The sequence below is a fragment of the Rhizobium sp. S163 genome, assembly GCF_030380805.1.
In the GTDB taxonomy this organism is placed as follows: Bacteria; Pseudomonadota; Alphaproteobacteria; order Rhizobiales; family Rhizobiaceae; genus Rhizobium.
The window spans coordinates 280,488-304,918 of record NZ_JAUDSA010000018.1 but is presented as its reverse complement, the minus strand read 5'-3'; the positions used below and the strand labels follow the sequence as shown (position 1 = coordinate 304,918).

Here is a 24,431-nt window from a genome sequence, read left to right as displayed (position 1 = left end):
ACCCAAAAAGGAGATGGAAGAATGAACCGCTTGAATGGAAAAGTCGCCATCATCACTGGTGCCAGCGCCGGCATCGGCCGCGCAACGGCCAAGCTCTTTGCCGCCGAAGGCGCCAAGGTCGTGGTCGGCGCCCGCCGCCAGGCCGAGCTCGACAGCCTGGTCGAGGAGATCAAGGCCGCCGGCGGAGACGCAGTCGCCGTTGCCGGCGACGTGCGCTCGGAAGATTATCACAAGGCGCTGGTCGCCGCCGCTGTCGAAGGCTACGGCAAGCTCGATATCGCCTTCAACAATGCCGGTATCCTCGGCGAGGCCGGCCCGAGCACAGGCGTATCGGAAGCCGGATTCACCGAAGCAGTGACGATCAACCTCACGGCCTCCTTCCTTGCCGCCAAGCACCAGATCGGCCAGATGGAACAGAACGGTGGCGGCTCGGTGATCTTCACCTCGACCTTCGTCGGCTACAGCTTCGCCTTCCCTGGAGTAGCAGCCTACGCCGCCAGCAAGGCCGGCCTGATCGGCCTGACGCAGGCGCTGGCCGCCGAATACGGCCCGAAGAACGTGCGCGTGAACTCGGTGCTCCCAGGTGCCGTCGATACCGACATGTATCGCGAGATGAACGACACGCCCGACAAGCAGGGCTTCGTCACCAACCTGCATGCGCTGAAGCGCGTGGCAACGCCTGACGAACTGGCACGCTCGGTGCTCTACCTCGCCTCGGACGACTCGAGCTTCGTGACCGGCACGGCCTCGCTGGTCGATGGCGGCGCCTCGATCACCCGGACTTGACGAAAGACAAGATCATCCGCTCCATGGGCGCGGATGATCGACACCATACTGAAGCGTATTTTCTCCCAACACCGCATACTCAACATAGCCGGGCAAGCAGCCCACCCCACAAGGATCCACATCCATGTCACGCCTTCAGAACAAGACTGCGCTTATCACCGGCGGCACCAGCGGTATCGGCCTTGAAACCGCCCGCCAGTTCATCGCCGAGGGCGCCCGCGTCGCCATCACCGGCAGCAGCGCCAACAGCGTCGCGGCCGCCCGCGCCGAACTCGGCGACAAGGCCATCGTCATCCAGGCCGATGCCGGCAATGTCGCCGGGCAGCAGGTCGTCGCCGAAGCCATCAAAAACGCTTTCGGCCATCTCGACATCCTGTTCGTCAATGCCGGCGTGGCCGAGTTCGGCCCTGTCGAGCAATGGAGCGAAGCCGCCTTCGACAAATCGATCGCGATCAACGTCAAGGGTCCGTTCTTCCTCATCCAGGCGCTGCTGCCGATCTTTTCCAAGCAGGCCGCGATCGTGCTCAACACCTCGATCAACGCGCATATCGGCATGCCGAACTCCAGCGTCTATTCGCTAACCAAGGGCGCGCTGCTGACGCTTGCCAAGACGCTGTCGGGCGAACTGATCGGCCGCGGCATCCGCGTCAACGCCGTCAGCCCCGGCCCGATCGCCACGCCGCTCTACAGCAAGCTCGGCGCATCGGAAGCGGATTCCAAGGCGATGGCCGACCATATCCAGTCCCAGATCCCGGTCGGCCGCTTCGGCGACGCCGCCGAAGTCGCCAAGACCGTGATCTTCCTCGCCTCCGACGAGGCCGCCTATATCGTCGGCAGCGAACTCGTCATCGATGGCGGGATGAGCAATCTCTGAGATTGAGTGTCGATCTCGCATGGAAGGCCGCGGACGAAACATCCGCGGCCTTTCTTTTGTATCAGGCGGCTTCGACCAGCCGACGGATGGCTGTCTCCAGCGTGGTTGATCCCTGCTCGGGCTGGCCTTCAAAGCGAATCCAGCCCTCGTTGAAACCGTCGATCATGCGGATGCGCGGCATGGGATTGCGCATGCCCTGCCCTTGAAACAGCGCCTCCCAGCTCTCGCGCGCGACGATTTCCGCGCTGACCGGCTTGCCGAGAACCTTGGAGAAGGCGGCTGCGATATCGGCGGGTGTTACCTTCTCCGGGCCCTGCAGCTCGACGATACGCTTGCCGGTCCAGCTCTCCCGCAACAGTGACGCAGCCCTTTCGCCGACATCGGCCACCGAAACCATCGGGTAGGCCTGGTCGAGCGGCTGGAGAAAACTTGAGATAACGCCAGCCTCGCGCGCGGCTGCCACATCCCAGGCGGCGTTCTCCATGAACCACGCGGCGCGGAGGAAGGCGATCGGTAGCGGCAGGCTCGACAGCTCCTGCTCGACGAGGCCCAGCTGGCTGAGCAGGTTCGGCTCCTCGGCCTGCGCGCCGATGGTGGAGAGGCAGACGACCCTTTCCGGTCGCGCCCGCAGCAGCGCCGTCTTCAATGCGTCAATGACGGCACGCACTTCCGGGAAGCCTGATGTCGGGTCGAAGGTCGGCGGGATCAGCAGGAAGACGCCCTTGGCGCCGGTGAAGGCGGCGGTCAGCGCATCGGCGTCGGTCATTTCGGCAAGCGCCAGTTCGGCGCCCTTCTCGCGCCAAGCCTTGCCTTTTTCGGCGTTGCGAAGGATGGCGCGGACCGGCAAGCCGGCCTGCAGCAGCCGCGTGGCGACGATGCCGCCGACCTGTCCGGTTACTCCTGTAATGGCGAACATTGGAAACTCCTTTGGTTCAGTTTTCCGTTCGCCCGCAAAATGATCCTTTCCGATCCTTGATTGAAGTGCGCATATGTCATGGTATTGATGACTGAGAATCACGGATGGATCGATGTTCGACGGACGATTGCTGAACGGGGTGAGCGTGCTGGCGGCCGTGATCGAAAGCGGCAGCTTCGCGCGGGCGGCGGATGCGATGGGTCTGTCGCCATCAGGCGTCAGCCGCGCCATTGCCCGGCTGGAAGGTCGCATCGGCCTGCGGCTGCTCGACCGCACCACCCGCACCATGCGCCTGACTGACGACGGCGCCCGCTTCTACGAGCAGGTGGCGCCGCTCCTGAGCGGTATCGAGGAGGCGGCGATGGCGGCCTCGGGCGTGGCGCAGTCGGTGCGCGGGCGGCTGAGGGTCAATGTCGACCCGTATTTCTCGCGACTGGTTCTGGGACCCAAGCTTGGCGCGTTTCTCGATCTCTATCCCGAGCTGCAGATCGAGATCATCACCCGCAACGAGATCGGCGATCTGGTGGCCGACGGCATGGACGTGGCGGTGCGCTTCGGCGATCCCGCGCAGACCACGCTGATCTCGCGGCTCCTGATGCGTACGCGGGTAATCACCATCGCAGCGCCTGCCTATCTCGCCAAGCATGGGCGGCCGATGGCGCCCGGCGATCTTGCCGACCACACCTGCATCCAGTTCCGGGATTCACTCACCGGGCGTCCCTTCGAGTGGGAATTGCGGCGTGGCGCCGAGGTCGTTCCGATCGAGACGCGCGGACGCATTCTCGTCAACGACGCCGGTACCACGCTCGCCACTTGCCTTGCCGGGATCGGCATCGCGCAGGTGTTTTCGCTTGGGATGCAGGACTATCTGGAGAGCGGCCAGCTGATCGACCTGTTTCCTGACTGGCCCGACGAGACCTTCCCGCTCTACGCCTTCTATCCGTCGCGCCAGCATGTGCCGGCGAAGGTCAGGGCGTTCATCGATTTCTGTGTCGGGATCGTTCAAGAGTAGTGAGGAGGCAGCGACGATGCCTCCTCACGGCTTTCAGATCGATCGGCGACGACGGGTTCTCACGTAGATCCAGTCGAGCGCCAGCATGACGACAAGCGACAGGCCGACCAGCGGGAAGATGATGCCGCCGATGGCGAGGATGGCGATCAGACCGCGAAACACCCGCTTGTCCGATGGCATGGGCGGGACGCCGAGCGAGCCTGTCGGGCGGCGCTTCCACCACATGACGGCGGCGGATACCGCCAGCACTGCGATGCCGATGCAGGCGGCGAGCAGGACGAGCTGGTTCGCCAGTCCGAACTCCTGCCCCATATGGACGTTGACGCTCCATTCCAGCGCCCTGCCGAGCGGGCCGTAATCGGCGTAGCTCATGTCGATCAGCGGTTTTCCGGTGAACTGATCGAGATGGACGACACGCTGCTCCGCGAGATTGTCAGGATAGACAGAGCCGGTGTAGACGCCCATCGCATCCACGGGGATGTTGACGGCGTAGCCGCGATGCAGGCCGAGGCGGTCGAAAGTGGCGACGGCGTCATCCAGGCTGATCGGCGTTGCGCCGTGCTGGTGGGCCGGGGATTGCGGGACCTGCGCCTGTTCGAGCGACCATGTGGTCTTGGCGATGTGGTCGACATGTTCGTCCGACATCGGCACGGCGACGCGCACGCCGGCCGGATAGCCGAAGTTGTTTCCATTCGCCCACTCGTTGACCTTGGCGCCCCAGACGCCGGACCACGGCATGCCCGTGACGGCGAGGAAGACGATGAAGCCACCGACGAAAAGGCCGAGGACAGCATGGGTATCGCGCCAGAACACCCGCTTGCGGGGCGTGCCGCGAATGCTGAGCACGCCACCCATCTGCTTGCGCGGCCACCAGAGATAGATGCCGGTACCGACAAGCAGGATCGCCCAGCCGGCCGCGATCTCGATCAACGAGCGGGTGAAGGAGCCGAAATATTTGAGGCTGTGGAGATAGCGGACCGTCCACATGACCGTGCCGCGATCGGGCAGCGCGCCGAGCACCTTGCCACTATAGGGATCGACATAGACGGCGATATTGCCCTCGGCCGCGGTATGGATGGTGATCTCGGCGGATGAGCCAGGATCGACGGGATCGGTGAACTTGATCGCGGTGCCGGGATGGGCGGCAAGGGCGGCATCCACCATCGCGGATGGCGGCCGCGTTGCCTGCTCGCTGATTGCGACGCGCTTCAGATCGGCATGGACGATATTGTCGATCTCGTCCTTGAAGAGATAGAGCGCGCCGGTGACGGCGAGCGAGAGCATGAAGGGCAGGACGAGAAGACCTGCGTAGAAATGCCAGCGCCAGACGGCGCGGTAGAGATCGGACGGGGAACGCACGGCAGCGCTCGCGCTTTCCCGACCGATGGTGAAATCGGACATGATATGTCTCCTGATGATGAAGATTGGGGCCGATACTGAGGGCGTCGGCAATCGGACGTCAGGAGATTTGTGGTGGCGCGCGCGGTTGGCCGATCAGGCCTCGCAGGGTGGGCGTGATGGCGCTTTCGGCGGTGATGACGATCGCGGTCGCGCCGACGGCATCGACGTGGAGGATCGCTGGATCCGCACCGAGGATGGCCGGCATTGCGTGGGCAGCGAGGCGGCAGAGCGTGCAGCAGGGGCAGTCGGCGGCCTTGCCATGCGATCGATCATGCGATGTGCCGTCGTTGGTGTTTTTGGCGTGATCGACATGGTCGATGACGCTCTCGCCGGCCATGGTGCAGATCGACTGCAGGGGATCCATGGCGGAGACCGCCATCGATCCCTGTGCCTGGCCCGACAGCAGGCCCTGGATCAGCAGCAGGAGGGCGACGAGCAGCGTGATGGCGCTTGCCGATGCCCTGTCTCCCAAAACTGTTCTGATCATCCCCATATCCGCTGCATGCCACAGCGCGCGGACAATGTCACGCTGCCGGCCGGCGACGCCAAAGCTGCATTCCATCCATGTAATCATCAACTTAGACGATTGGCGTTGGGGGATGCGACCTTTGGCCACCTCACGACCGGATCATTCACGGACGATTTGCGATCGCGACCTGTCCCCATCCCGCCTACGCCATGTCGTTGGTGGACACTTGCACCCGTGCGATATCAGGCATAGTGGCATTTCCAGCTCTTCGCCTATCCCGATTCCTTCCCATTTCCTGCGGCTCTATCCGTTCCGGAGACCTCCATGCTGTTCGGCATTCTCTGCGGCATCGCCACCTGCGCACTGTGGGGGCTGACCTTTGTCGTGCCGCGCGCCATCGCGCCGTTCACGACGCTCGACCTGACCGTGGCGCGATATGGGCTGTTCGCGTTGACCAGCGTGGTGCTGATGGTTCACCCGCGCTTCCGGCCGCGTGGCATCAAGCTCAAGCCGATGATCACCGCGCTGCTGCTTGGCGGTGTCGGCTATGTCGGCTATTTCATCAGCGTTGCCTATGCGGTGCGGTTCGCGGGCGCCGCCATTCCGCCGCTGGTGATCGGAACCATGCCTGTCATCCTGGCGATGATCGCCAACTTCCGCGACCGCTCCGTCTCGTGGCGTCTGCTTGCACTGCCGCTGATGCTGATCGCGGCCGGGATCGCCTGGGTCAACGTCGCCGTCTTCGCATCGACGCCGACGGGCGACCGGGTGATGATCGCCTACGGCATCGCGTCCGCGGCGATCGGGCTCGTTCTCTGGGTCGTCTACGGGTTGGCCAGTACCGCCACCATGCAATCGCCCGACGCGCCCGACATCCTGCAATGGACGGGCCTGCAGGGCATAGGCGCCGGGCTCGGCAGCCTTGTGCTGATCCCGCTGACATCGCTGAACACGCCGATCGTCTACACCGATATCGACCTCGTGCGTTTCCTTTTATGGTCGCTGATCATGGGGCTCGCCGGCGCGTGGCTCGCCACGCTTTTATGGATGATCGCCTCGAAGAGACTGCCATTGGCCTTGGCCGCCCAGCTGATCGTCGCCGAAACGGTCTTCGGCCTCATCTTCGGCTTCGTCTTCGAACAGCGGCTTCCGACGCTGGCCGAAGCCGGTGGCTCGTTGCTGCAGCTTGCGGGCGTTGGGATGGCGATCGCGATCTTCAGCCATGTCAGGCAACAGCAGCACGCGTGAGCGACGGAGCTTACCGCTCGCGTCGATTGCTTATTATCCGCCAAAGGCTTAGGGTTCCGCCAGTCAATTCCAGCTTGGACAAGCGGCATGGTTCTCGGCGGCAAACGCATCCTCCTCATCATCTCCGGCGGCATCGCGGCCTATAAGAGCCTCGATCTGATCCGGCGCCTTCGTGAGCGCGGCGCCTCGGTTCGGCCGGTGATGACAGCGGGCGCGCAACAGTTCGTCACGCCGCTTGCCGTCGGGGCACTCGCCGCCGACCATGTGTTCACCGATCTGTTTTCACGGCAGGACGAGCAGGATGTCGGCCACATCAGGCTGGCGCGCGACTGCGACCTCGTGCTGGTGGCGCCTGTGACCGCCGACCTGATGGCGAAGATGGCGAACGGACTGGCCGACGATCTTGCCTCGACGGTGCTGCTCGCCACCGACCGGCCGGTGCTTCTGGCGCCGGCGATGAACCCGCATATGTGGAGCAACGCCGCGACCAAGCGGAATGTCGCGACGCTTCATGGCGATGGCGTCCATTTCATCGGGCCAATGGCCGGCGAGATGGCGGAAAGCCGCGAGGCGGGCGTGGGCCGCATGGCCGAACCACTCGATATCGCCGCTGCGGCGGAGCGATTGCTCGACACCAGCCCGAAACCGCTTGCCGGGCGCAAGGCGATCGTTACATCGGGTCCGACGCATGAACCGATCGATCCGGTGCGTTATATCGCCAACCGCTCATCCGGCCGGCAGGGTCACGCGATCGCTTCGGCGCTGGCACGGCTCGGCGCGGATGTGACGCTGGTCTCGGGCCCGGTGACGATCGCCGACCCCGCCGATGTGAAGACCATTCACGTCGAGCGTGCCGAGGAGATGCGCGACGCGGTGCTGACCGCGCTGCCCGCCGATATTGCGGTGATGGTCGCGGCCGTCGCCGACTGGCGCGTGGCATCCGCGTCCGATCAGAAGATCAAGAAGCATCCCGGAGAGTCCATTCCGACGCTGGCGCTGACCGAAAACCCGGACATCCTGAAGACGATCGGGCATCACACGCTGCGGCCGAAACTCGTTGTCGGCTTTGCCGCCGAGACGCAGGATGTCGACAGCAATGCGAAAGCCAAGCTGGAGCGCAAGGGCGCCGACATGATCGTCGCCAACGACGTCTCGCCGGCAACCGGCATCATGGGTGGCGTGCGCAACCGCGTGAAGATCGTCACGTGCGATGGCGTCGATCAATGGCCCGACATGGCCAAGGAGGATGTCGCGACCAAGCTTGCGGAGACGATCGCCGAAAGGCTCAGGCGGGGATAGCGACGGGAGCGGATTTGGCAGGCGTTGCGACCGGTTGGAACGGCGTGACGTCAAGGCCGTTGTCGGTCAACGTGACAGCGCTGCCATCCGGAATTTCCGCCCAGGCGTCGACATCATCGTTAAGCGGCTCGGAGACGAGGCAATAGCCTTTGCCGACAGGAGACGCATAGAGCGTCGGCGCCTTGCGATCGGTCGCGTAGCGGATGGCATAGAGCGCGTTGCCATCGGAAAAGGCCGCCGTGTAGCGCACGAGCGCGGAGCCGAGAATGTTTTCCGACAGCCCCTCTACGAAGCGGATCATTTCGGACATGGCGGCGATCGGCGTCTGGCGCAGGCCGAACTGGAGCGCCAAGAGAAACATCAGCTCGGAATCGGTGGTGCCGCCGCGCGCGTTGAAGAGATCATCATCAAGCATCGCCTCCATCGATCGGCGCAGGCGCTCGAAGCCCGCTATCTGGCCGTTATGCATGAAGGACCAGTTGGCGAAAACGAAGGGATGGCAATTGTCGCGCCGCGTGCCGCCGCCGGTCGCGGCGCGGACGTGGGCGAGGAACAGCGGCGAGCGGATCTGCCGCGCGATGCTTTTCAAGTTGCAATCCGACCAGGCAGGAAGCGTGTCGCGATAGCGACCGGGCTCGGGGTGATCGCCATACCACGCAATGCCGAAACCGTCGCCATTCGTCGCCGTCTTAGCGCGGGTGGCACAGTGGGATTGTTCGATCAGAGAGTGCGCAGGCGACGAGACGAGCTCCTCCAGATAGAGGGGTTCTCCGCGATAGGCTGCCCAGCGACACATGCTATTCACTCCGCAACCCGCCCTGATCGTGGCGGGATAATGCTGAAACGCATCGACGATTGTCGAATCCGATGGTTAATAAGAACTAAACAAGCATGTGGCTTGCAAGCCGAACATGACGTTTTTCTGACATTGACGGCGATCAACTTCGGCCATGCAGCATTTTGTTTTGTGAACGATGTCGTGAGCGGTCTGCGCGAACAGGGTGCGCACTGCCAGCATTGCGCGCGATGTCTTGATGAAAATGTGGGGATGGCTTATATTCAAGGAGTGGAAGGCAGGTTCGCGCCTGCCTTCCACTTGCTTAGGCTATGATATTGACCCGGACCTCTAGCAGCCAGCTGGTCCGGGTTTTTCTTACCCTAAACGTGATGCTAAGTGGAAACCACATAGCTCACCTCCTTGTGAGAGGGCGAGGCCGATCGCCGCGGTCGAGGTTGCCCATCTTCCCCGATCCCGCCGGCTGGCGCGGCGGACGCTGCTTTGCCACTCACGCCGCAAGCAATATCATCCCTTGGTTGCAATCTCCATTACCACCAAATTAGGCCTTGCATCCCGCTGAAATGCTCTTACCTTTCTTCTATCGGAAACAGAACGAAAGGAAGGTGATCCAATGTCTAATGAGATTTCGGACCTCGTAACGGGCTTGGAAGTGGTGATGAAGGCGAGGCAGCCCTCGCTCTGAAACCCGCCTTCCTGGGATCGCCATAGCGGTCCGGCCGGTTTTACAGGCCAAAACTCATGGAAAGGGTCGCTAGCGCGGCCCTTTTTCCGTTTCAGGTCGCCAATTGACCAAAGGCAATTCCATCGCTATTCATAAAGTCATCAGATGACTTTATGAGGCGCCTATGCAGCCGCTTTCGAAAACCAATCTCGCGGAAACCGCGACAGAAGCGATCCGCGCCGATATCCTTGCCAAGCGCTGGGCCGTCGGTGACAAGCTGCCGAACGAGGCGGCGCTGTCCGCAATGCTCTCCGTCAGCCGCGGCACGGTGCGCGAGGCCGTGCGTGTGCTTGTCTCGCAAGGCCTGCTTGAGACGCGGCAAGGGTCGGGCACCTATGTGCTCTCTACCACCGATACCGCATTGCCGCTCACCATGGCGCGGCGCGCCGGGCTTCGTGATCTATTCGAGGCGCGATGCGCGCTTGATGTGGAGGCAGCCAGACTGGCGGCGCTGCGCCACACGCCACAGACGATCACGACGCTGCGCAAGCTGCTTGTCAGCCGCGGCAATTTCGACGGCGGCGACAAGATAGCCTTCATCGAGCGTGACCTCGCCTTCCACAAGGCTGTGATCGCCGCTTCGCAAAACCGCGCGATGATCGAAATCTACGACTTCTTTTCCGCCTCGATCGCCGAGACCATCGAGGCGACCCTGGGCGAAGATATTCCCGAGCCCGACATGCAGGCCCACGCCGCCATCATTGATGCGATCGCCACCGGCGACGCCGAAAAAGCGGATGCGGCGGTGCGCGCCTTCATGGCTCCCGTTATTACAGCTCTTGACCGGATGATCCTTTCATGACCACGCCTTCGCAAGACGCCGCCCATCTCTACGATCACGCGGAGCAGCAGCTGATCGATGCGGAAGCAGACAGTGTGCCGCAACCGCAGCCACCGATGGGAACGAGCGCGACGGGACGGTTCATGCTCGGCGCCAGCCTCGTATTGATCGCGTTCAACCTGCGGCCGCTGTTTTCCAGCGCCTCGACGCTGCTGCCCGAAATCCGCAGCGAGCTTGGCCTGTCGGCGCTGGGCACCAGCCTGCTGACGACACTGCCGGTCGTCTGCCTCGGCGCCTTTTCGCCGCTGGCGCCGAAGCTCGCCCAACGTATCGGCGCCGAGCGGACGCTGCTTGGCGTGCTCTTGCTGCTGGCGCTCGGAACGGCGCTGCGCGGCCTCTCCTCCATCCCGCTTCTGTTTATCGGTTCGGCGCTCGCCGGCGCCTGCATCGCGGTCGGCAATGTTCTGCTGCCCGGTCTCGTGAAGCGCGATTTTGCCGATCGCGCGGCGCTGATGACGGGGTTCTATACGATGGCGCTCTGCGCGGGTGCGGCCGGCGCTGCCGGATTTACGCTGCCGCTCGAGCGTGCCTTCGGCGGTTCGATGGCGGCGGCACTGGCGATCTGGGCGCTGCCCGCACTCGTCGTCGGCCTGATCTGGCTGCCTCAGGTGCTCTCGACGAAAGCGCAAGTGAAGCGCAGTGGCTTTTCCGTCGAGGGGCTGTGGCGGGACAGGCTTGCATGGCAGGTCACGCTTTTCATGGGTCTGCAGTCGGCGCTCGCCTACTGCGTCTTCGGCTGGCTGGTACCGATCCTGCGCGAGCGCGGCATGGATGGCGTCACGGCCGGCGCGATCGTGTCCGTCTCGGTCATGGTGCAGGCGGCCGCCTGCCTGGTCGCGCCGCAGATCGCGGTGCGCGGCAAGGATCAGCGGGTGATCAACGCGGCGCTTTGCGGCATCGCCGTGGTCGCCCTACTGGGTCTTCTCTTTGCGCCGCTTTCGACGGTCTGGCTCTGGGCCGTGCTTCAGGGCATCGGCCAGGGTGGTCTTATCGCGGCGGCGATGACGACGATCGTGCTGCGCTCGCGCGATCCGCATGTGGCCGCGCACCTTTCCGGCATGGCGCAATGCGTCGGTTATCTGCTCGCCGCCATCGGGCCGCTTGTCGTTGGCCTCATCCGCGGCTGGACGGGGAGTTTCGCCTGGTGCGCCGTGCTGTTCGTGGCGCTGGGAGCGGGGGCCGCCATCAACGGCTGGAACGCCGGGCGGGCGCTGCATGTGAATGCGCGGACGGTCGAGAAAACCGCTGATTGAGGCCTTCACCATCTGTTGATGCCCTCTGCGGCGGCGCCGATGCTAGGCTCCGCGCAAAGATGGCATCCGCGGAGGAACAGTCGTGCGCTTTCGATCCATTGTCCTGGCCACCATCCTGGCCACCGGGCTCGCCGCCGCACTCGGCCCATCCCTGATCTATGCGCAAGACGCCGCGCGGCCATCCGCCGGATCGCGCGAGGGCGTGCTGAAGCTGCTGCCTGCGGATTCCGTCACCGAGCATGAGATCACCCTCGATGGCCGCAAGCTCGCCTATACCGCGACGGCTGGAACGCTGGACATGTTCGGCCAGGATGGCGCGCAGACGGCGGCGATCTTCTACACCGCCTACGTCAAGAAGGATGGCGGGGCCAACCGGCCGCTGACCTTCGCCTTCAACGGTGGCCCGGGTGCGGCCTCGGCCTTCCTGCATCTGGGTCTCGTCGGTCCCCGGATCGTCGACTTCGGACCGAAGGGCGATGACGGCGCGGAAGCTCGGCTGGTCGACAACCCGAACAGCTGGCTCGACTTCACCGACCTCGTGCTGATCGATCCTGTTGGTACCGGCTGGAGCCGGACGGTGAAGCCCGACGACGCAACGAAATACTACAATGTGAATGCCGATGCCGAAAGCGTCGCCAAGGCGATCGCGCTCTACGTTACGCACAACAACCGGGCGTCCTCGCCGAAATATCTGCTCGGAGAGAGCTACGGCGGCTTCCGGGCGGCGAAAGTCGCGAGTGCGCTCAAGGACACGCAGGGCATCATCGTCTCGGGTGCGGTGATGCTGTCGCCGCTCCTCGAGGGACAGCTGATGTTCGGCGCCGACGAGTTCGCGCTCGGTGCGGCGCTGGAGCTGCCGTCGCTGGCGGCAGCTCAGATGGATCGGCAAAAGGCATTCGACGAGACGAAGCAGCGCGAGGCCGAGCGGTTCGCGCTTGGCGACTATATGACGACGCTGGCAGGCGCGGCGCCCACGGGCGATGCGGCCAAGGCGTTCTATTCCAAGCTTTCTGATCTGACGGGTATTCCCGAGGACGTGGTCGAAAAGAACCGTGGCTTTCTTGGCAACGCCTTTGCCAAGGAGATCGGCAAGAGTGACGGGCTGGTTGCCAGCCCCTATGACGCGGCCTTTACCACGCCCGATGCGTTTCCCGAGACCGCTGACGCGCGTGGTGACGACGCCATTCTTGACGGTTTCACACGCGCTTATGGCGGCGCTTTTTCCGACTACGCCCGCAACGAGCTCGGCTTCAAGACGGAGATGACCTACTCGCTGCTCGACAGCGACATAAACCGCCAGTGGGAATGGGGCCGCCGGGGTGGTGGTTCGCGCCTGCAGGCAAGCGTGACCGGCGATATCAGGCAGTTTCTCGCCGCTGTTCCAAGCTTCCGGCTGCTGATCGCGCATGGCTATAGCGATCTCGTGACGCCCTATGGCGTCAGCCGCTATGTCGTCGACCATCTGCCGGCCTCGCTTGCCGCCAACCGGGTGGGGCTGAAGGTCTATCAGGGCGGGCACATGTTCTACACACGCAGCGATCAGGGTGCCTTGTTCACCCGCGACGCAAAGGCCTTTTATGCGGCCAATGCCCCTGTGACGCCGGGAGATTGAGCGGCCGCAAACGCGCGCGCGCGGCCCTGCCAAGGGGCCGCGATGACTTTTTAGGGTTGCCATCGGGCTTTGCTGCCACATTTAGACCACATGTCCTATCCAGCGCAGCCATCCCGAACCCTGAAGCCGCAGCAGGTTTCCGGAACCTCGTTTCTGTTCAATCTGCTCCGGTCCTCGGCCGCGGATTGGGCGCTGTTTCTCGATATCGACGGCACCTTGCTCGATCTCGCCGACACACCCGATGGCATTGTCGTGCCCCCTGCCCTGCCGCAGCAACTCGATCAGCTGTCGCGCAAGCTCGGCGGTGCTGTGGCGCTGGTGACGGGACGGGCGCTGCCCTATGCCGACAAGCTCTTTACCCCCTACCAGTTTCCGATCGCCGGCCTGCATGGAGCGGAGCTTCGCCGCGCGGACGGACGGATCGAGCAGGCCGAGCCGACCGCGCATTTCGAGAAACTCAAGGCCGATCTGCGCAAGGAAACTTCAGGATTCGATGGCGTGCTGATCGAAGACAAAGGAGCTGCGGTCGCCGCCCACTATCGGCTCGCGCCGCAGCGGCAGGCCGAACTCGAGCCGCTGATGGAGAAGTTCCTCGCCAAGGCCGGCGAGAGCTGGACGCTGCAGCGCGGCAAGATGGTGCTCGAAATTCGCCCTGCCAGCGCCGACAAGGGGCATGCGGTGGAGACCTTTCTCTCCGAGGCACCATTTGCGGGCCGCCGTCCGATCGCCATTGGCGACGACATTACCGACGAGGCGATGTTCCACGTCGCCAACCGGCTGGGCGGCCATTCGATCCGCGTCGGCGCGCCGCTGTCAGGCACGGCCGCGCAACTGACGCTGCCGACCGCGGTCGCTCTCAGGGAACTCATCGCGCATCTCGCCGTTTGATGATCGCCACCTATCGATTGCCATTTTTGCGTATTGCCGTTTTTGAAAGGAATATTGCGTGAGCCGTCTTGTCATCGTTTCCAACCGTGTGCCCGTTCCCGAAAAGGGCGGCGCGGCAGCGGCGGCCGGCGGGCTTGCCGTGGCGCTACAGGCCGCGCTCCAGCAGCGCGGTGGCATCTGGATGGGCTGGTCGGGCAAGTCGAGCGGCGACACCGAGCCGGGTGCCCTCCAGATCAGCGAGGATGGCCGGATCACCTATGCGCTGACGGATCTGACCGAAAAGGATGTCGAGGAATATTACTTCGGCTTTGCCAACCGCGTGCTCTGGCCGATCTGCCACTACCGGCTGGATCTGGCGGAATACGGCCGCAAGGAGATGACGGGCTATTTCCGCGTCAACCGCTTCTTCGCGCACCGCCTCGCGCCGATGCTTGAGCCAGACGACACGATCTGGATCCACGACTACCACCTGATCCCGCTTGCCGCCGAGCTCCGGCAGATGGGGGTCAAGAACCGCATCGGTTTCTTCCACCACATCCCCTGGCCGCCCGCCGACGTGCTCTTCACCATGCCTGTGCATGAGGAGATCATGCGCGGGCTTGCCGCCTACGATCTCGTCGGCTTCCAGACCGACCACGATCTCGAGAACTTCGCCGGCTGCCTGCGTCGCGAGGAGATGGGCGACGCGCTGGGAGACGGCCGCTTTAACTCAGGCGACAAGATCTTCAAGGGCGGCGCCTATGGGATCGGGATCGAGACCGAGGCCTTCGCGAAGTTCGCCCGCAAGGCCGTCAGCCACGCCATGGTGCACAAGGCGAAGGAGAGTATCATCGGCCGCGACCTGATCATCGGCGTCGACCGGCTCGACTACTCCAAGGGCCTGACACAGCGCATCGACGCCTTCGAGCGCTTCGTGCTCAACAACCCCGCCCACCAGCGCAACGTGACCTATCTGCAGGTGACGCCGAAATCGCGCTCGGAGGTGCCAGAATACGAGCAGATGCAGCGCACCGTGGCCGAACAGGCGGGCCGGGTGAACGGCGCGCTCGGCACCGTGGACTGGGTGCCGATCCGTTATATCAACCGCTCGCTCAGCCGACCGATCCTGGCCGGGCTTTATCGCCTCGCGAGAGTGGGTCTCGTGACGCCGCTGCGCGACGGGATGAACCTTGTGGCGAAGGAATATGTCGCGGCGCAGGATCCGGAGGATCCGGGCGTTCTCGTGCTTTCACGCTTCGCGGGTGCCGCCCGCGAACTGAAGGGCGCTCTTCTGGTCAATCCCTATGACATCGAGGGGACCGCCAACGCGATCGCGCGGGCGCTGAACATGTCGCTTGAGGAGCGCAAGGAGCGGTGGCAGCGGATGATGGACTATCTCATGGTCCACGACGTTTCGCGCTGGTGCGACGACTTCCTGCAGGATCTGGCCGCCTGACCTTCTGCCGCTTGAAAATAGGGATGTCAGAGACCGGCTTCGGCCAGCATCCACGCGCCGAGTTCGTCGCTCCCGGGCGTGCGGCTTTTCGGCTGCAGCAGGAAATAGCCGCGGTCGGGCGCTTCCAGCGTCGGCCCGGCGAGAGACAGGATGCCCGTGGAGAGCAGCGTGTCGACCAGGCCCATCCAGCCGAGCGCCAGCCCCTGTTCGCCGAGTGCTGCCTGCACCACCAGCGAATAGGTGTTGAAACTGAGATCGCCCTGCCCGGCAAAGGCCTCGCGTCCGACGCCGAGCTCGGCGAAATAGCTGCGCCAATCGAACCAGGGCGATGGCGCCGCCGTGTCGAGGTGGATCAGCCTGTTGCGGGCGAGATCGGCGGGCGTCTCAAAGGGGCCGTTGCGCTCGATGAAACCGGGGCTGCAGACGGGCGCCACCTTTTCCGGCAGCAGAAGCTTCGCGTCGCGGCCAAATTCGGCGCGGGTGCCGAAAACGACGGAGACGTCGCCTTCTCCCGAACGATGCCGCTCCATGCGCTGCGTAGCGATGATCTGGATATCTGTATCCGGATGGACCAACCGAAACGCGTGCATGCGCGGGATCAGCCAGAGCGCGGAAAAGGCATAGTCCGTATGCAGGCGGATCGACGGGCGCTCCTTTTCGCTGCGCAGCCTGCGGGTCAGCTGGTCGATCTCATCGATGCTTTTTGCGACCAGATCGAAGAGCCGCTGCCCCTCGGGCGTGAGCTCGACGCCGCGGTGCTGACGCTTCAACAACGTCACGCCGATCTGCTCTTCCAGCCGGCGGATCTGGTAGCTGACGGCGGGCTGGGTGAGGCCGAGCGCGGCGGCTGCGGCCGACAGGCTGCCGGCGCCGCCGATCTCCGCGAAAATGCGCATCCACCCCAGATCGATCGGCCGCTCTGCCATAAAAAATCCTGTTGGGAACTATCGAAAAAAGCTGCCTTCACAGGGACGATGCTAGTGTTGTTCAATAAAACTATCAAATGACAAAAAAGGGGAAATGAGATGACAGCAGTTTCCATGATCCGCCGTCTTGCCGCCGGCGTTGTGCTTTCCGCTCTGGCCGTTGGGTCGGCCGCGGCCGCCGACGATGCGGCTTGCAAGACGATCCGCATGTCCGATCCGGGTTGGACCGACATCACCGCCACCAATGGCGTGACCTCCGTAATCCTGACTGCCCTCGGCTATGAGCCCGACGTCAAGACGCTCTCGGTGCCGATCGGCTACCAGTCGATGAAGAACGGCGAAATCGACGTCTTCCTCGGCAACTGGATGCCGGCGCAGAAGTCCTTCATCGACGACCTCAATGCCGCCAAGGCGGTCGAGGTGATGAACAAGAACCTCGAAGGCGCGAAGTTCACGCTCGCCGTGCCGACCTATGTCGCCGACAAGGGCATCAAGGATTTCGCCGACCTGCAGAAGCACGGCGACGAATTCGGCAAGCAGATCTACGGCATCGAGCCGGGCGCGCCGGCCAACGGCAACATCCAGAAGATGATCGACGCCAACGACTTCGGCCTCAAGGACTGGAAGCTGGTTGAATCCGGCGAGCAGGCGATGCTGGCGCAGGTCGAGCGTGCCTCCAAGGACAAGGGCGCTGTCGTATTCCTCGCCTGGGCGCCGCATCCGATGAACGAGAAGTTCCAGATCACCTATCTCTCTGGCGGCGATGCCTATTTCGGCGCGAACTTCGGCGGCGCGGAAGTCTACACGCTGGCCCGCACCGGCTGGTCGGCGAAGTGCCCGAACGCGGCCGCACTGATGAAGAACCTGAAGTTCGACATCAGCATGGAAAACTCGCTGATGGGCTCGATCCTTGGCGGCGAGGACCCGAAGGCCGCGGCAACCGCATGGCTGAAGGCCAATCCGACCGCCGTCGACCCATGGCTGTCTGGCGTCACGACGCTTGACGGCAAGCCCGCCGCGGATGCAGTCAAGACCTCCCTCGGCCTCTGATACTTCAAGGACACTAGAACAGCATGTCGCGCCCGAATTTTCTCATCCTGATGGTCGACCAGTATAACGGGACGCTGTTTCCCGACGGGCCGGCCGAGTTTTTTCATGCGCCGCATCTGAAAGCCCTGGCGAAGCGCTCCGTGCGCTTTGCCAACACCTATACGGCAAGCCCGCTCTGCGCGCCGGCGCGGGCTTCCTTCATGTCCGGGCAGCTGCCGAGCCGCACCCGCGTCTACGACAACGCCGCCGAATTCGCCTCCGATATCCCGACCTTCGCGCACCATCTGCGCGCAGCAGGTTATCACACCGCGCTCTCGGGCAAGATGCACTTCGTCGGCCCCGACCAGCTGCACGGCTTCGAGGAGCGGCTGACGACCGATATCTACCCGGCCGATTTCGGCTGGACGCCTGACTATACCAAGCCCGGCGAGCGCATCGACTGGTGGTACCACAATCTCGGCTCGGTGACGGGTGCGGGCGTGGCCGAGATCACCAACCAGATGGAGTATGACGACGAGGTTGCCTACAACGCGACCCGCAAGCTCTACGACCTCTCGCGTCGGCAGGACGATCGCCCCTGGTGCCTGACTGTCAGCTTCACGCATCCGCACGACCCCTATGTGGCGCGCCGCAAGTTCTGGGATCTCTATGAGGATTGCCCTCATCTCGACCCCGACGTCGGCACCATCCCCTTCGACGAGCAGGACCAGCATTCGCAGCGGCTGTTGAAAGCCTGCGACTACGACGCCTTCGAGATCACCCGCGAGCAGGTGCGCAACGCACGGCGCGGCTACTTCGCCAACATCTCCTATATCGACGAGAAGGTCGGCGAGTTGCTCGACGTTCTCGAGCGCGGACGCATGACCGAGGATACCGTCATCCTCTTCGTCTCCGACCACGGCGACATGCTGGGCGAGCGTGGTCTCTGGTTCAAGATGTGCTTCTTCGACGGTTCCGCGCGCGTGCCGCTTGCAATTGCCGCGCCCGGCTGGGAGCCGAAGCTCATCAGCCAGCCAGTCTCGACGCTCGACGTGACGCCGACGCTGGCCTCGCTTGCCGGCATCGACATCACCAAGCTGAAGCCCTGGACCGACGGTGAGGATCTGACGCCGCTCGCCACGGGAACCGGCGGACGCGGGCCGGTGCCGATGGAATATGCGGCCGAGGGCTCGATCGCGCCGCTGGTCGGCCTGCGCGACGGCAAGTTCAAGCTGACGCTCTGCGACAAGGACGCGCCGATGCTCTTCGACCTCGACGCGGATCCGAAAGAGTTGAAGAACCTCGCCACCGATCCCGCCTATGCGGATACGCTGGCGCATCTGACCGCGCAGGCGGAGAAGCGCTGGAACCTTGCAAGCTTCGATGCCGCCGTGCGCGAAAGCCAGGCGCGGCGCTGGGTGGTCTACGAGGCGCTGCGCAACGGCGCCTACTACCCGTGGGACTACCAGCCGCTGCAGCGCGCCTCGGAACGCTACATGCGCAACCACATGGATTTGAACGTGCTGGAAGAAAACCAGCGCTATCCGCGCGGCGAGTGAGATTGCCGTTTCGGCGGCGAATCGCTAAGTTCCGCCACCGAAACAAGGAGAAAACTCATGAAAATCAGCGCTCGCAATCGCCTCAAGGGCAAGGTCGTCGAGATCACGCTCGGCGCCACGACGGCACATGTGCGCATCGATATCGGCGGCGGCTCGATCGTGACGTCGTCGATCACCAACGAGGCGGTGAAGGAACTCGGGCTTACCGTCGGCTCCGACGCTTATGCCGTGGTCAAGGCGTCGGATGTTATGGTCGCCGTAGACTGATCACGCCTTCTGGCAATAATGGGTCGTGCCGTCGTCGCCCGTCTGGAAATCGCCAGGCTGCGGCGGCGCGATCGGTTTGAACAGGGTGCGATCCGGCTTCAGGTCGACCAGCGGTGTGCCGTCGAGGCAATCCATGCCGCGCACCAGAAGCGTCGCCCCTTCCACCGCCTCCAGCTTGACGATGGACGTGCCGATCGGATTGGGGCGGACGGGAGAGCGCAGCGAGAAGGTGCCGTGCACCTTGCCCGAATTGGCCGGGCTCTGGAGCACGAGATCGCGGCGCGAGCGATCCAGCCAATAGAGGATTTCCAGCCGCTCGAAGGCCTCTACGCCCTGCAGCGCCTGCGTCCAGGGCTCGAATATCTCGATCTGGCAGATCGGCCCGTCATGCCGTCCCTGGCGCGGGGTTTCCATGCGGGACGTCCAGGGCGTGCGAATCCGCCCGATGAAGACGAGGCCGGCATCCGTCGGCGGCGGAGCATCGACCGCCACTTCGTTCTTCCGGATTTCGTTTTCCCTGACCATGCTGCGCTCCCAGTTTGCGGGAGGCACTATGGCATGGCGTTATAGCCGATGAAACATCACGCCGCTTTGGCGACGTGATATTCCTTGATGGCGACCATCTTGATCGTGGGGAAGCGTTCGGATTCGTAGCGCAGCGAGAACGAGTCCTGCGCCAGGAAGACCGGGTCGCCGTCGAGGTCGCGGGCAATGTCGCCGCGCTTGACGTTGAGGAACTTCTCAAGTTCGGCAGGCTGATCCGACGAGATCCAGCGGCAGACGGAGAAGCGCGACATTTCGAACGAGACCGGCAGCGTATATTCGGCCGACAGTCGTTCCTTCAGAACGTCGAGCTGCAGCGCGCCGACGACGCCAACGATAGCCGGCGAACCATCTTCCGGGGAAAAGAGCTGCACGACGCCCTCTTCGGCCATCTGCTGCAGGGCTTCCTTGAGCTTCTTCGCCTTCATCGCGTCTTCCAGGCGCACGCGGCGCAGGATTTCCGGCGAGAAGTTCGGCACGCCCTGGAACACCAGCGCTTCGCCTTCCGTCAGCGTATCGCCGATCCTGAGCGTCCCGTGGTTCGGGATGCCGACGACGTCGCCGGCGAACGCGGTGTCGGCCAGCTGGCGCTGCGAGGCGAAGAAAAACTGCGGCGCCGTGAGGCCGAGCTGCTTGCCGGTGCGGGCAAGACGCGCCTTCATGCCGCGCTCCAGCTTGCCGGAGCAGATACGGGCGAAGGCGATGCGGTCGCGGTGGTTGGGGTCCATGTTCGCCTGGATCTTGAAGACGAAGGCCGTCATCTTGTCTTCGGCGGCGTGGACGGTTCTGATATCGGCGACCTGGTCGCGCGGCGGCGGCGCGAATTCGCCGAGCGCATTGATGAGATCGCGGACACCGAAATTGCGCAGCGCCGAGCCGAAGAATACAGGCGTCAGGTGGCCTTCGAGGAAGGCCTTGCGGTCGAAGGGGCGGCAGGCCTCGATCGCCAGCTCCGTCTCCTCGACGAAGGCCGAGCGCTCGTTTTCCGGCAGGCGGTCGGCAACGGCCTGCGGACCGTTGACCTTGGTGGGCGTCACTTCCGTATCGGAGCCGCGCACCGTGTTGTCAGCCAGATGATAGGAGCCGCAGAAGGTCTTGGAGCGGCCGATCGGCCAGGTGACCGGAGCGGTGTCCAGCGCCAGCTTCTCTTCGACCTCATCCAGGATCTCGAAGGGATCGCGGCTTTCGCGGTCCATCTTGTTGATGAAGGTGATGATCGGGATGTCGCGCATGCGGCAGACTTCGAAGAGCTTCAGCGTTCTGGGCTCGATACCCTTGGCGGCGTCGATGACCATGACGGCGGCATCCACCGCCGTCAGCGTGCGGTAGGTGTCGTCGGCGAAGTCTTCGTGGCCGGGCGTATCGAGAATGTTGAAGACATTGCCTTCATATTCGAATGTCATCACCGAGGTGACGACCGAGATGCCGCGCTCGCGCTCGATCTTCATCCAGTCCGACCGGGTCTGGATGCGATCCTTCTTCGCCTTGACTTCGCCGGCGAGCTGAATGGCGCCGCCGAACAGCAGCAGCTTTTCGGTCAGCGTCGTCTTGCCCGCGTCCGGGTGGGCGATAATAGCGAATGTGCGGCGGCGGGAAACCGCCTCGGCGAGACTTTCGGCCATGCTATGAATCCTGTGGAGTTGCGGCGTATCTAGCGATTTAGGCGCCGCTTTGCAATTGACCTTGGCCTTGCGGGGGCAAAGTAATGGCGCATGACCATTCACACAGATACCCGCCCAACCCTCAATCTCCTGCGTCTGCCCCATGGCGAGGGCATCGAGCTGCCCGCCTATGAAACCAAGGGCGCCGCCGGCATGGACCTGCGCGCCGCCGTAGACGACGGTGCGCCGATGGTGCTTGCGCCGGGCAAGCGGGCGCTGGTGCCGACCGGGCTGATCTTCGAGATCCCCGAGGGCTTCGAGGGCCAGATCCGCCCGCGCTCCGGCCTCGCCTTCAAGAACGGCATCACCTGCCTCAACACGCCAGGCACGATCGACAGCGATTATCGCGGCGAGGTGAAGGTGCTCCTGATCAATCTCGGCGAGGAGCCGTTCGAGATCACCCGCGGCATGCGCATCGCCCAGATGGTGATCGCGCCGGTGACGCAGGCGCGCGTCGCCGAAATCACCGAGGCGAGCACCACGGCGCGCGGCGCCGGCGGCTTTGGCTCCACGGGCGTGTGATGCAAAAGGCGACCGATAGTTCCGGCCTCAGCTTCCGGCAGGACTATTTCGCCGACGACAGGGCGTGGTCGGCGCTGGTGTCGCTTCTCTCCGATACGTTCGGCATCGATCTCGACCCGCTGAGGCGCCTCGGTGGCGCTGACCCCACCAGCATGCCCTTCGGCTGGTTCGACGAGACCGGTCTGCTGGCCGCCAATCTCTCGGCCTTCGCCATGCCGATCGTCATCAACGGCCGCGAAATCAACGCCGCCGGCCTGCAATCGGGCGCGGTGCGGCCGCCGTGGCGCGGGCGCGGGCTTTATCGCGACGTAACCAGAAAGGCGCTCGACTGGTGCGAGGGCCAGGGCTTCGAGGCGGTGGTGCTCTACACGGACAAGCCTGATCTCTATACGCCCTATGGTTTTCGCTCGCTGCCGATGCATCTCTATGCCGGCACGGCGCCGGAGCCCGCGATGGGCGCCATGCCCGCGCGGATGCTCGACCCGTGGAAGCCCGAGGATCTTGCGCTGCTGCAGCGGGCGCTGGAATCCCGCACGCCGGTGTCAGACGCTCTCGCGGTCTGCGAGAGCGCGGCGATGTTCCTGATCAACACGCAGTTCGATCCGGATGTGAAGCTGAGCTGGCTGGAGGACCGGCAGGCGGTGGTCGCCTGGAAGGTGGGGGACGACAACACATTCGTGCTTTCGGATGTGATTGCCGAAACCATTCCGCCGCTCAAGGCCATTCTCGGCGGGCTCGGGATTGCGCCGCTAGCGGTCGAGGTTCTGTTTTCGCCGGACAAGCTCGGCTGGCAGGGCGATGTTCGGGCGCTTGACGGCGGCACGCATTTCATGATCCGCACCGATCTCGACATCAGCCTTGAGCGGTCGGGGATGCTTTCGCCTATGGCGGATTTCTAGGCTTTCAGCTCAGCGGCGGCAAACGGCGTTTGACCGGCGAGGCCTTCACCATCGATGTGCTGGTCTCGGCCTTCTCCGCGACCTTGTCGAGGATTGTGTCCAGCTGCGCCATGGAGCGGACGACGAGGCGGGCGACGAAGCAATCATCGCCGGTGACCTTGTCGCATTCGACGAACTCCGGCGTCTCCTGGATGATGCGCTCCACCACCTGCAGCTGCCCCGGCAGCGGCCGCACGCGGACGATCGCCTGCAGGGGATAGCCGAGTGCCGTGGGATCGATATCGACCGTAAAAGCGGAAATGACGCCACGCTCCTCCAGCCGGCGCAGACGCTCGCCGGCGCTGGGCGAAGACAGACCGGCTGCCTGCGCGAGCTCCTTCAGCGACATGCGCGCATCGGCGGCCAGCGCCTCGAGAATGCGGCGGTCGATATCGTCGAGATCATTGTTAGGTTGAACAATCATTTTGCCTCACGATGAAAGGTGAAAGCCGCCATTCGGCGCTTAAAGATTATATAAATTACGGGTATTCCGCAATATCCTTGCTCTCAATAACGGGAGACGGGAATGCAACAGGATATCCGCAGCGGCAGCATGCAGATGACAGCGGCGATGCTGATTTCGGGGACGATCGGCTGGTTCGTCGTGATGTCGGGCCAACCGGTCAGCGGCGTCGTCTTCTGGCGCTGCCTGTTCGGGGCGATCAGCCTGCTTGTCGTCTGCGCGGCGATGGGATTGCTGAAGCCCGGGACGATCGGGCTGCGTGCCTTTACGATCGCGGTGTTCGGGGGTGTCGCCATCGTGTTCAACTGGCTGCTGCTCTTCGGCGCCTATGGGCATACGTCGATCTCGGTGGCGACCACCGTTTACAATACGCAGCCCTTCATGCTGCTCGGGCTCGGCGCCCTGTTTCTCGGCGACCGGATCACCGCGGCGAAGCTGTTCTGGCTGGTACTGGCATTCATCGGCATGATCGGGATCGTCGAGGGCAAGCCGCAGGTGGCGGGCGCGGGCGGCGATTATGCCATCGGCATCGCCATGGCGCTGGGCGCGGCCTTCTTCTACGCACTGGCGGCGCTGGCCGCGAAATGGTTGAAGGGCACGCCGCCGCACCTTATCGCGCTGATCCAGGTTTCGGCCGGCGTGGTGATGCTGGCGCCGATGACGGACTTCTCCGCCCTGCCCTATGACAGCGCGACGTGGTCGCTGCTGGTGACGCTGGGCGTCGTGCATACGGGGCTGATGTATGTGCTGCTCTACGGCGCGATCCAGAAGCTGCCGATCCACCTGACCGGCGCGCTATCCTTCCTCTACCCGATCGCGGCGATCGTCGTCGACCGGGTCGCCTTCGGCCACGCGCTGCAGCCGCTGCAGATCGCCGGCGCCGCCATCATTCTTCTGGCGGCGGCGGGCATGAACCTTGGCTGGACGCCCGCGCGGCTGAAAGGTGTGCAGCGGGGCGCCCGGACCTGA

Annotated in this window: 25 protein-coding genes; 17 read left to right on the top strand and 8 right to left on the bottom strand. The window is 63.9% G+C overall.

Annotated features, from left to right (window positions below):
* Positions 1 to 21 precede the first annotated feature (21 nt).
* Positions 22 to 786 (top strand): SDR family oxidoreductase, encoded by a 765-nt coding sequence (locus QTL96_RS17045; RefSeq protein ID WP_289728526.1) that lies wholly within the window; start codon positions 22 to 24, stop codon positions 784 to 786.
* A gap of 124 nt (positions 787 to 910) precedes the next feature.
* Positions 911 to 1,660, top strand: a complete 750-nt coding sequence (locus QTL96_RS17040) for an SDR family oxidoreductase (RefSeq protein ID WP_047506987.1) — start codon at positions 911 to 913, stop codon at positions 1,658 to 1,660.
* A gap of 61 nt (positions 1,661 to 1,721) precedes the next feature.
* Here QTL96_RS17040 and QTL96_RS17035 read toward each other — a convergent pair whose 3' ends face one another.
* The gene (locus tag QTL96_RS17035; protein ID WP_289728525.1) at positions 1,722 to 2,576 is read right to left on the bottom strand and encodes an NmrA family NAD(P)-binding protein; all 855 of its coding nucleotides are present in this window, start codon (positions 2,574 to 2,576) and stop codon (positions 1,722 to 1,724) included.
* A 112-nt stretch (positions 2,577 to 2,688) separates the two neighbouring features.
* Here QTL96_RS17035 and QTL96_RS17030 point away from each other — a divergent pair, with 112 nt between their 5' ends.
* Positions 2,689 to 3,588: a LysR family transcriptional regulator gene (locus tag QTL96_RS17030; protein ID WP_289728524.1), complete on the top strand. Its 900-nt coding sequence runs from the start codon at positions 2,689 to 2,691 to the stop codon at positions 3,586 to 3,588.
* 33 nt (positions 3,589 to 3,621) lie between these two features.
* Here QTL96_RS17030 and QTL96_RS17025 read toward each other — a convergent pair whose 3' ends face one another.
* The gene (locus QTL96_RS17025) at positions 3,622 to 4,989 is read right to left on the bottom strand and encodes a PepSY domain-containing protein (protein ID WP_289728523.1); all 1,368 of its coding nucleotides are present in this window, start codon (positions 4,987 to 4,989) and stop codon (positions 3,622 to 3,624) included.
* A gap of 58 nt (positions 4,990 to 5,047) precedes the next feature.
* On the bottom strand, positions 5,048 to 5,476 hold the full coding sequence (locus tag QTL96_RS17020; RefSeq protein ID WP_289728522.1) for a DUF2946 family protein: 429 nt from the start codon (positions 5,474 to 5,476) through the stop codon (positions 5,048 to 5,050).
* A 306-nt stretch (positions 5,477 to 5,782) separates the two neighbouring features.
* Here QTL96_RS17020 and QTL96_RS17015 point away from each other — a divergent pair, with 306 nt between their 5' ends.
* Both QTL96_RS17015 and coaBC read left to right on the top strand, forming a co-directional pair.
* A complete protein-coding gene (locus QTL96_RS17015) occupies positions 5,783 to 6,706 on the top strand; it encodes a DMT family transporter (protein WP_289728521.1) in 924 nt (307 codons plus the stop codon).
* An 87-nt stretch (positions 6,707 to 6,793) separates the two neighbouring features.
* On the top strand, positions 6,794 to 8,005 hold the full coding sequence (gene coaBC, locus QTL96_RS17010; protein ID WP_289728520.1) for a bifunctional phosphopantothenoylcysteine decarboxylase/phosphopantothenate--cysteine ligase CoaBC: 1,212 nt from the start codon (positions 6,794 to 6,796) through the stop codon (positions 8,003 to 8,005).
* On the opposite strand, the gene QTL96_RS17005 is transcribed toward coaBC, so the two are convergent.
* A complete protein-coding gene (locus tag QTL96_RS17005) occupies positions 7,992 to 8,801 on the bottom strand; it encodes a class II glutamine amidotransferase (RefSeq protein WP_209188879.1) in 810 nt (269 codons plus the stop codon). The genes coaBC and QTL96_RS17005 overlap by 14 nt on opposite strands.
* Positions 8,802 to 8,840: 39 nt before the next feature.
* On the opposite strand from QTL96_RS17005, the gene QTL96_RS17000 reads away from it, so the two are divergent.
* From QTL96_RS17000 to otsA, 6 genes are all read left to right on the top strand, one after another.
* Complete coding sequence (locus tag QTL96_RS17000; RefSeq protein WP_289728519.1) at positions 8,841 to 9,116, top strand: hypothetical protein; 276 nt, start codon at positions 8,841 to 8,843, stop codon at positions 9,114 to 9,116.
* Positions 9,117 to 9,649: 533 nt separating this feature from the next.
* Positions 9,650 to 10,327, top strand: a complete 678-nt coding sequence (locus QTL96_RS16995; protein WP_047506970.1) for an FCD domain-containing protein — start codon at positions 9,650 to 9,652, stop codon at positions 10,325 to 10,327.
* On the top strand, positions 10,324 to 11,619 hold the full coding sequence (locus tag QTL96_RS16990; RefSeq protein WP_289728518.1) for an MFS transporter: 1,296 nt from the start codon (positions 10,324 to 10,326) through the stop codon (positions 11,617 to 11,619). The genes QTL96_RS16995 and QTL96_RS16990 overlap by 4 nt, the downstream gene beginning before the upstream one ends.
* Before the next feature lie 82 nt (positions 11,620 to 11,701).
* The gene (locus QTL96_RS16985) at positions 11,702 to 13,231 is read left to right on the top strand and encodes a carboxypeptidase (protein ID WP_289728517.1); all 1,530 of its coding nucleotides are present in this window, start codon (positions 11,702 to 11,704) and stop codon (positions 13,229 to 13,231) included.
* A 90-nt stretch (positions 13,232 to 13,321) separates the two neighbouring features.
* Complete coding sequence (gene otsB / locus QTL96_RS16980; RefSeq protein ID WP_289728516.1) at positions 13,322 to 14,119, top strand: trehalose-phosphatase; 798 nt, start codon at positions 13,322 to 13,324, stop codon at positions 14,117 to 14,119.
* Positions 14,120 to 14,177: 58 nt separating this feature from the next.
* On the top strand, positions 14,178 to 15,554 hold the full coding sequence (gene otsA, locus QTL96_RS16975) for an alpha,alpha-trehalose-phosphate synthase (UDP-forming) (RefSeq protein WP_289728515.1): 1,377 nt from the start codon (positions 14,178 to 14,180) through the stop codon (positions 15,552 to 15,554).
* A gap of 26 nt (positions 15,555 to 15,580) precedes the next feature.
* On the opposite strand, the gene QTL96_RS16970 is transcribed toward otsA, so the two are convergent.
* Positions 15,581 to 16,480, bottom strand: a complete 900-nt coding sequence (locus QTL96_RS16970; protein WP_289728514.1) for a LysR family transcriptional regulator — start codon at positions 16,478 to 16,480, stop codon at positions 15,581 to 15,583.
* A gap of 99 nt (positions 16,481 to 16,579) precedes the next feature.
* Here QTL96_RS16970 and QTL96_RS16965 point away from each other — a divergent pair, with 99 nt between their 5' ends.
* Genes QTL96_RS16965 through QTL96_RS16955 form a run of 3 tightly spaced genes read left to right on the top strand, consistent with a single transcriptional unit; the run spans position 16,580 to position 19,335 of the window.
* Positions 16,580 to 17,530 (top strand): choline ABC transporter substrate-binding protein, encoded by a 951-nt coding sequence (locus QTL96_RS16965; RefSeq protein ID WP_289728513.1) that lies wholly within the window; start codon positions 16,580 to 16,582, stop codon positions 17,528 to 17,530.
* Between the two features lie 23 nt (positions 17,531 to 17,553).
* Positions 17,554 to 19,068: a choline-sulfatase gene (gene betC, locus QTL96_RS16960; protein ID WP_289728512.1), complete on the top strand. Its 1,515-nt coding sequence runs from the start codon at positions 17,554 to 17,556 to the stop codon at positions 19,066 to 19,068.
* Positions 19,069 to 19,125: 57 nt separating this feature from the next.
* Positions 19,126 to 19,335 carry a molybdopterin-binding protein gene (locus QTL96_RS16955; RefSeq protein ID WP_018898137.1) on the top strand — a complete coding sequence of 70 codons (210 nt, stop codon included), beginning with the start codon at positions 19,126 to 19,128 and terminating at the stop codon, positions 19,333 to 19,335.
* On the opposite strand, the gene tsaA is transcribed toward QTL96_RS16955, so the two are convergent.
* On the bottom strand, positions 19,336 to 19,860 hold the full coding sequence (tsaA, locus tag QTL96_RS16950) for a tRNA (N6-threonylcarbamoyladenosine(37)-N6)-methyltransferase TrmO (protein WP_289728511.1): 525 nt from the start codon (positions 19,858 to 19,860) through the stop codon (positions 19,336 to 19,338).
* A 56-nt stretch (positions 19,861 to 19,916) separates the two neighbouring features.
* The gene (locus QTL96_RS16945; protein ID WP_289728510.1) at positions 19,917 to 21,500 is read right to left on the bottom strand and encodes a peptide chain release factor 3; all 1,584 of its coding nucleotides are present in this window, start codon (positions 21,498 to 21,500) and stop codon (positions 19,917 to 19,919) included.
* Between the two features lie 90 nt (positions 21,501 to 21,590).
* Here QTL96_RS16945 and dut point away from each other — a divergent pair, with 90 nt between their 5' ends.
* Entirely contained in the window at positions 21,591 to 22,061 is a 471-nt protein-coding gene (dut, locus tag QTL96_RS16940) for a dUTP diphosphatase (RefSeq protein WP_289728509.1), read from the top strand.
* Positions 22,061 to 22,960, top strand: coding sequence for a GNAT family N-acetyltransferase (locus tag QTL96_RS16935; RefSeq protein ID WP_289728508.1), 900 nt, complete (start codon positions 22,061 to 22,063; stop codon positions 22,958 to 22,960). The genes dut and QTL96_RS16935 overlap by 1 nt, the downstream gene beginning before the upstream one ends.
* A gap of 4 nt (positions 22,961 to 22,964) precedes the next feature.
* On the opposite strand, the gene QTL96_RS16930 is transcribed toward QTL96_RS16935, so the two are convergent.
* The gene (locus tag QTL96_RS16930) at positions 22,965 to 23,423 is read right to left on the bottom strand and encodes an Lrp/AsnC family transcriptional regulator (RefSeq protein ID WP_289728507.1); all 459 of its coding nucleotides are present in this window, start codon (positions 23,421 to 23,423) and stop codon (positions 22,965 to 22,967) included.
* Positions 23,424 to 23,525: 102 nt separating this feature from the next.
* Between QTL96_RS16930 and QTL96_RS16925 the strand changes: the two genes are divergently transcribed.
* On the top strand, positions 23,526 to 24,431 hold the full coding sequence (locus QTL96_RS16925; RefSeq protein WP_289728506.1) for a DMT family transporter: 906 nt from the start codon (positions 23,526 to 23,528) through the stop codon (positions 24,429 to 24,431).

Coding starts and splice junctions, on each gene's coding strand:
- QTL96_RS16965 (WP_289728513.1), top strand. CDS start 16,580: ATGACAGCAGTTTCCATGATCCGCCGTCTTGCCGCCGGCGTTGTGCTT.
- QTL96_RS16990 (WP_289728518.1), top strand. CDS start 10,324: ATGACCACGCCTTCGCAAGACGCCGCCCATCTCTACGATCACGCGGAG.
- QTL96_RS16970 (WP_289728514.1), bottom strand. CDS start 16,480: ATGGCAGAGCGGCCGATCGATCTGGGGTGGATGCGCATTTTCGCGGAG.
- QTL96_RS17035 (WP_289728525.1), bottom strand. CDS start 2,576: ATGTTCGCCATTACAGGAGTAACCGGACAGGTCGGCGGCATCGTCGCC.
- QTL96_RS16995 (WP_047506970.1), top strand. CDS start 9,650: ATGCAGCCGCTTTCGAAAACCAATCTCGCGGAAACCGCGACAGAAGCG.
- QTL96_RS17030 (WP_289728524.1), top strand. CDS start 2,689: ATGTTCGACGGACGATTGCTGAACGGGGTGAGCGTGCTGGCGGCCGTG.
- dut (WP_289728509.1), top strand. CDS start 21,591: ATGACCATTCACACAGATACCCGCCCAACCCTCAATCTCCTGCGTCTG.
- QTL96_RS16955 (WP_018898137.1), top strand. CDS start 19,126: ATGAAAATCAGCGCTCGCAATCGCCTCAAGGGCAAGGTCGTCGAGATC.
- QTL96_RS17005 (WP_209188879.1), bottom strand. CDS start 8,801: ATGTGTCGCTGGGCAGCCTATCGCGGAGAACCCCTCTATCTGGAGGAG.
- QTL96_RS17025 (WP_289728523.1), bottom strand. CDS start 4,989: ATGTCCGATTTCACCATCGGTCGGGAAAGCGCGAGCGCTGCCGTGCGT.
- QTL96_RS16945 (WP_289728510.1), bottom strand. CDS start 21,500: ATGGCCGAAAGTCTCGCCGAGGCGGTTTCCCGCCGCCGCACATTCGCT.
- otsB (WP_289728516.1), top strand. CDS start 13,322: ATGTCCTATCCAGCGCAGCCATCCCGAACCCTGAAGCCGCAGCAGGTT.
- betC (WP_289728512.1), top strand. CDS start 17,554: ATGTCGCGCCCGAATTTTCTCATCCTGATGGTCGACCAGTATAACGGG.
- coaBC (WP_289728520.1), top strand. CDS start 6,794: ATGGTTCTCGGCGGCAAACGCATCCTCCTCATCATCTCCGGCGGCATC.
- QTL96_RS16930 (WP_289728507.1), bottom strand. CDS start 23,423: ATGATTGTTCAACCTAACAATGATCTCGACGATATCGACCGCCGCATT.
- QTL96_RS17040 (WP_047506987.1), top strand. CDS start 911: ATGTCACGCCTTCAGAACAAGACTGCGCTTATCACCGGCGGCACCAGC.
- QTL96_RS17015 (WP_289728521.1), top strand. CDS start 5,783: ATGCTGTTCGGCATTCTCTGCGGCATCGCCACCTGCGCACTGTGGGGG.
- QTL96_RS17000 (WP_289728519.1), top strand. CDS start 8,841: ATGCTGAAACGCATCGACGATTGTCGAATCCGATGGTTAATAAGAACT.
- QTL96_RS16935 (WP_289728508.1), top strand. CDS start 22,061: ATGCAAAAGGCGACCGATAGTTCCGGCCTCAGCTTCCGGCAGGACTAT.
- tsaA (WP_289728511.1), bottom strand. CDS start 19,860: ATGGTCAGGGAAAACGAAATCCGGAAGAACGAAGTGGCGGTCGATGCT.
- QTL96_RS17045 (WP_289728526.1), top strand. CDS start 22: ATGAACCGCTTGAATGGAAAAGTCGCCATCATCACTGGTGCCAGCGCC.
- QTL96_RS17020 (WP_289728522.1), bottom strand. CDS start 5,476: ATGATCAGAACAGTTTTGGGAGACAGGGCATCGGCAAGCGCCATCACG.
- QTL96_RS16925 (WP_289728506.1), top strand. CDS start 23,526: ATGCAACAGGATATCCGCAGCGGCAGCATGCAGATGACAGCGGCGATG.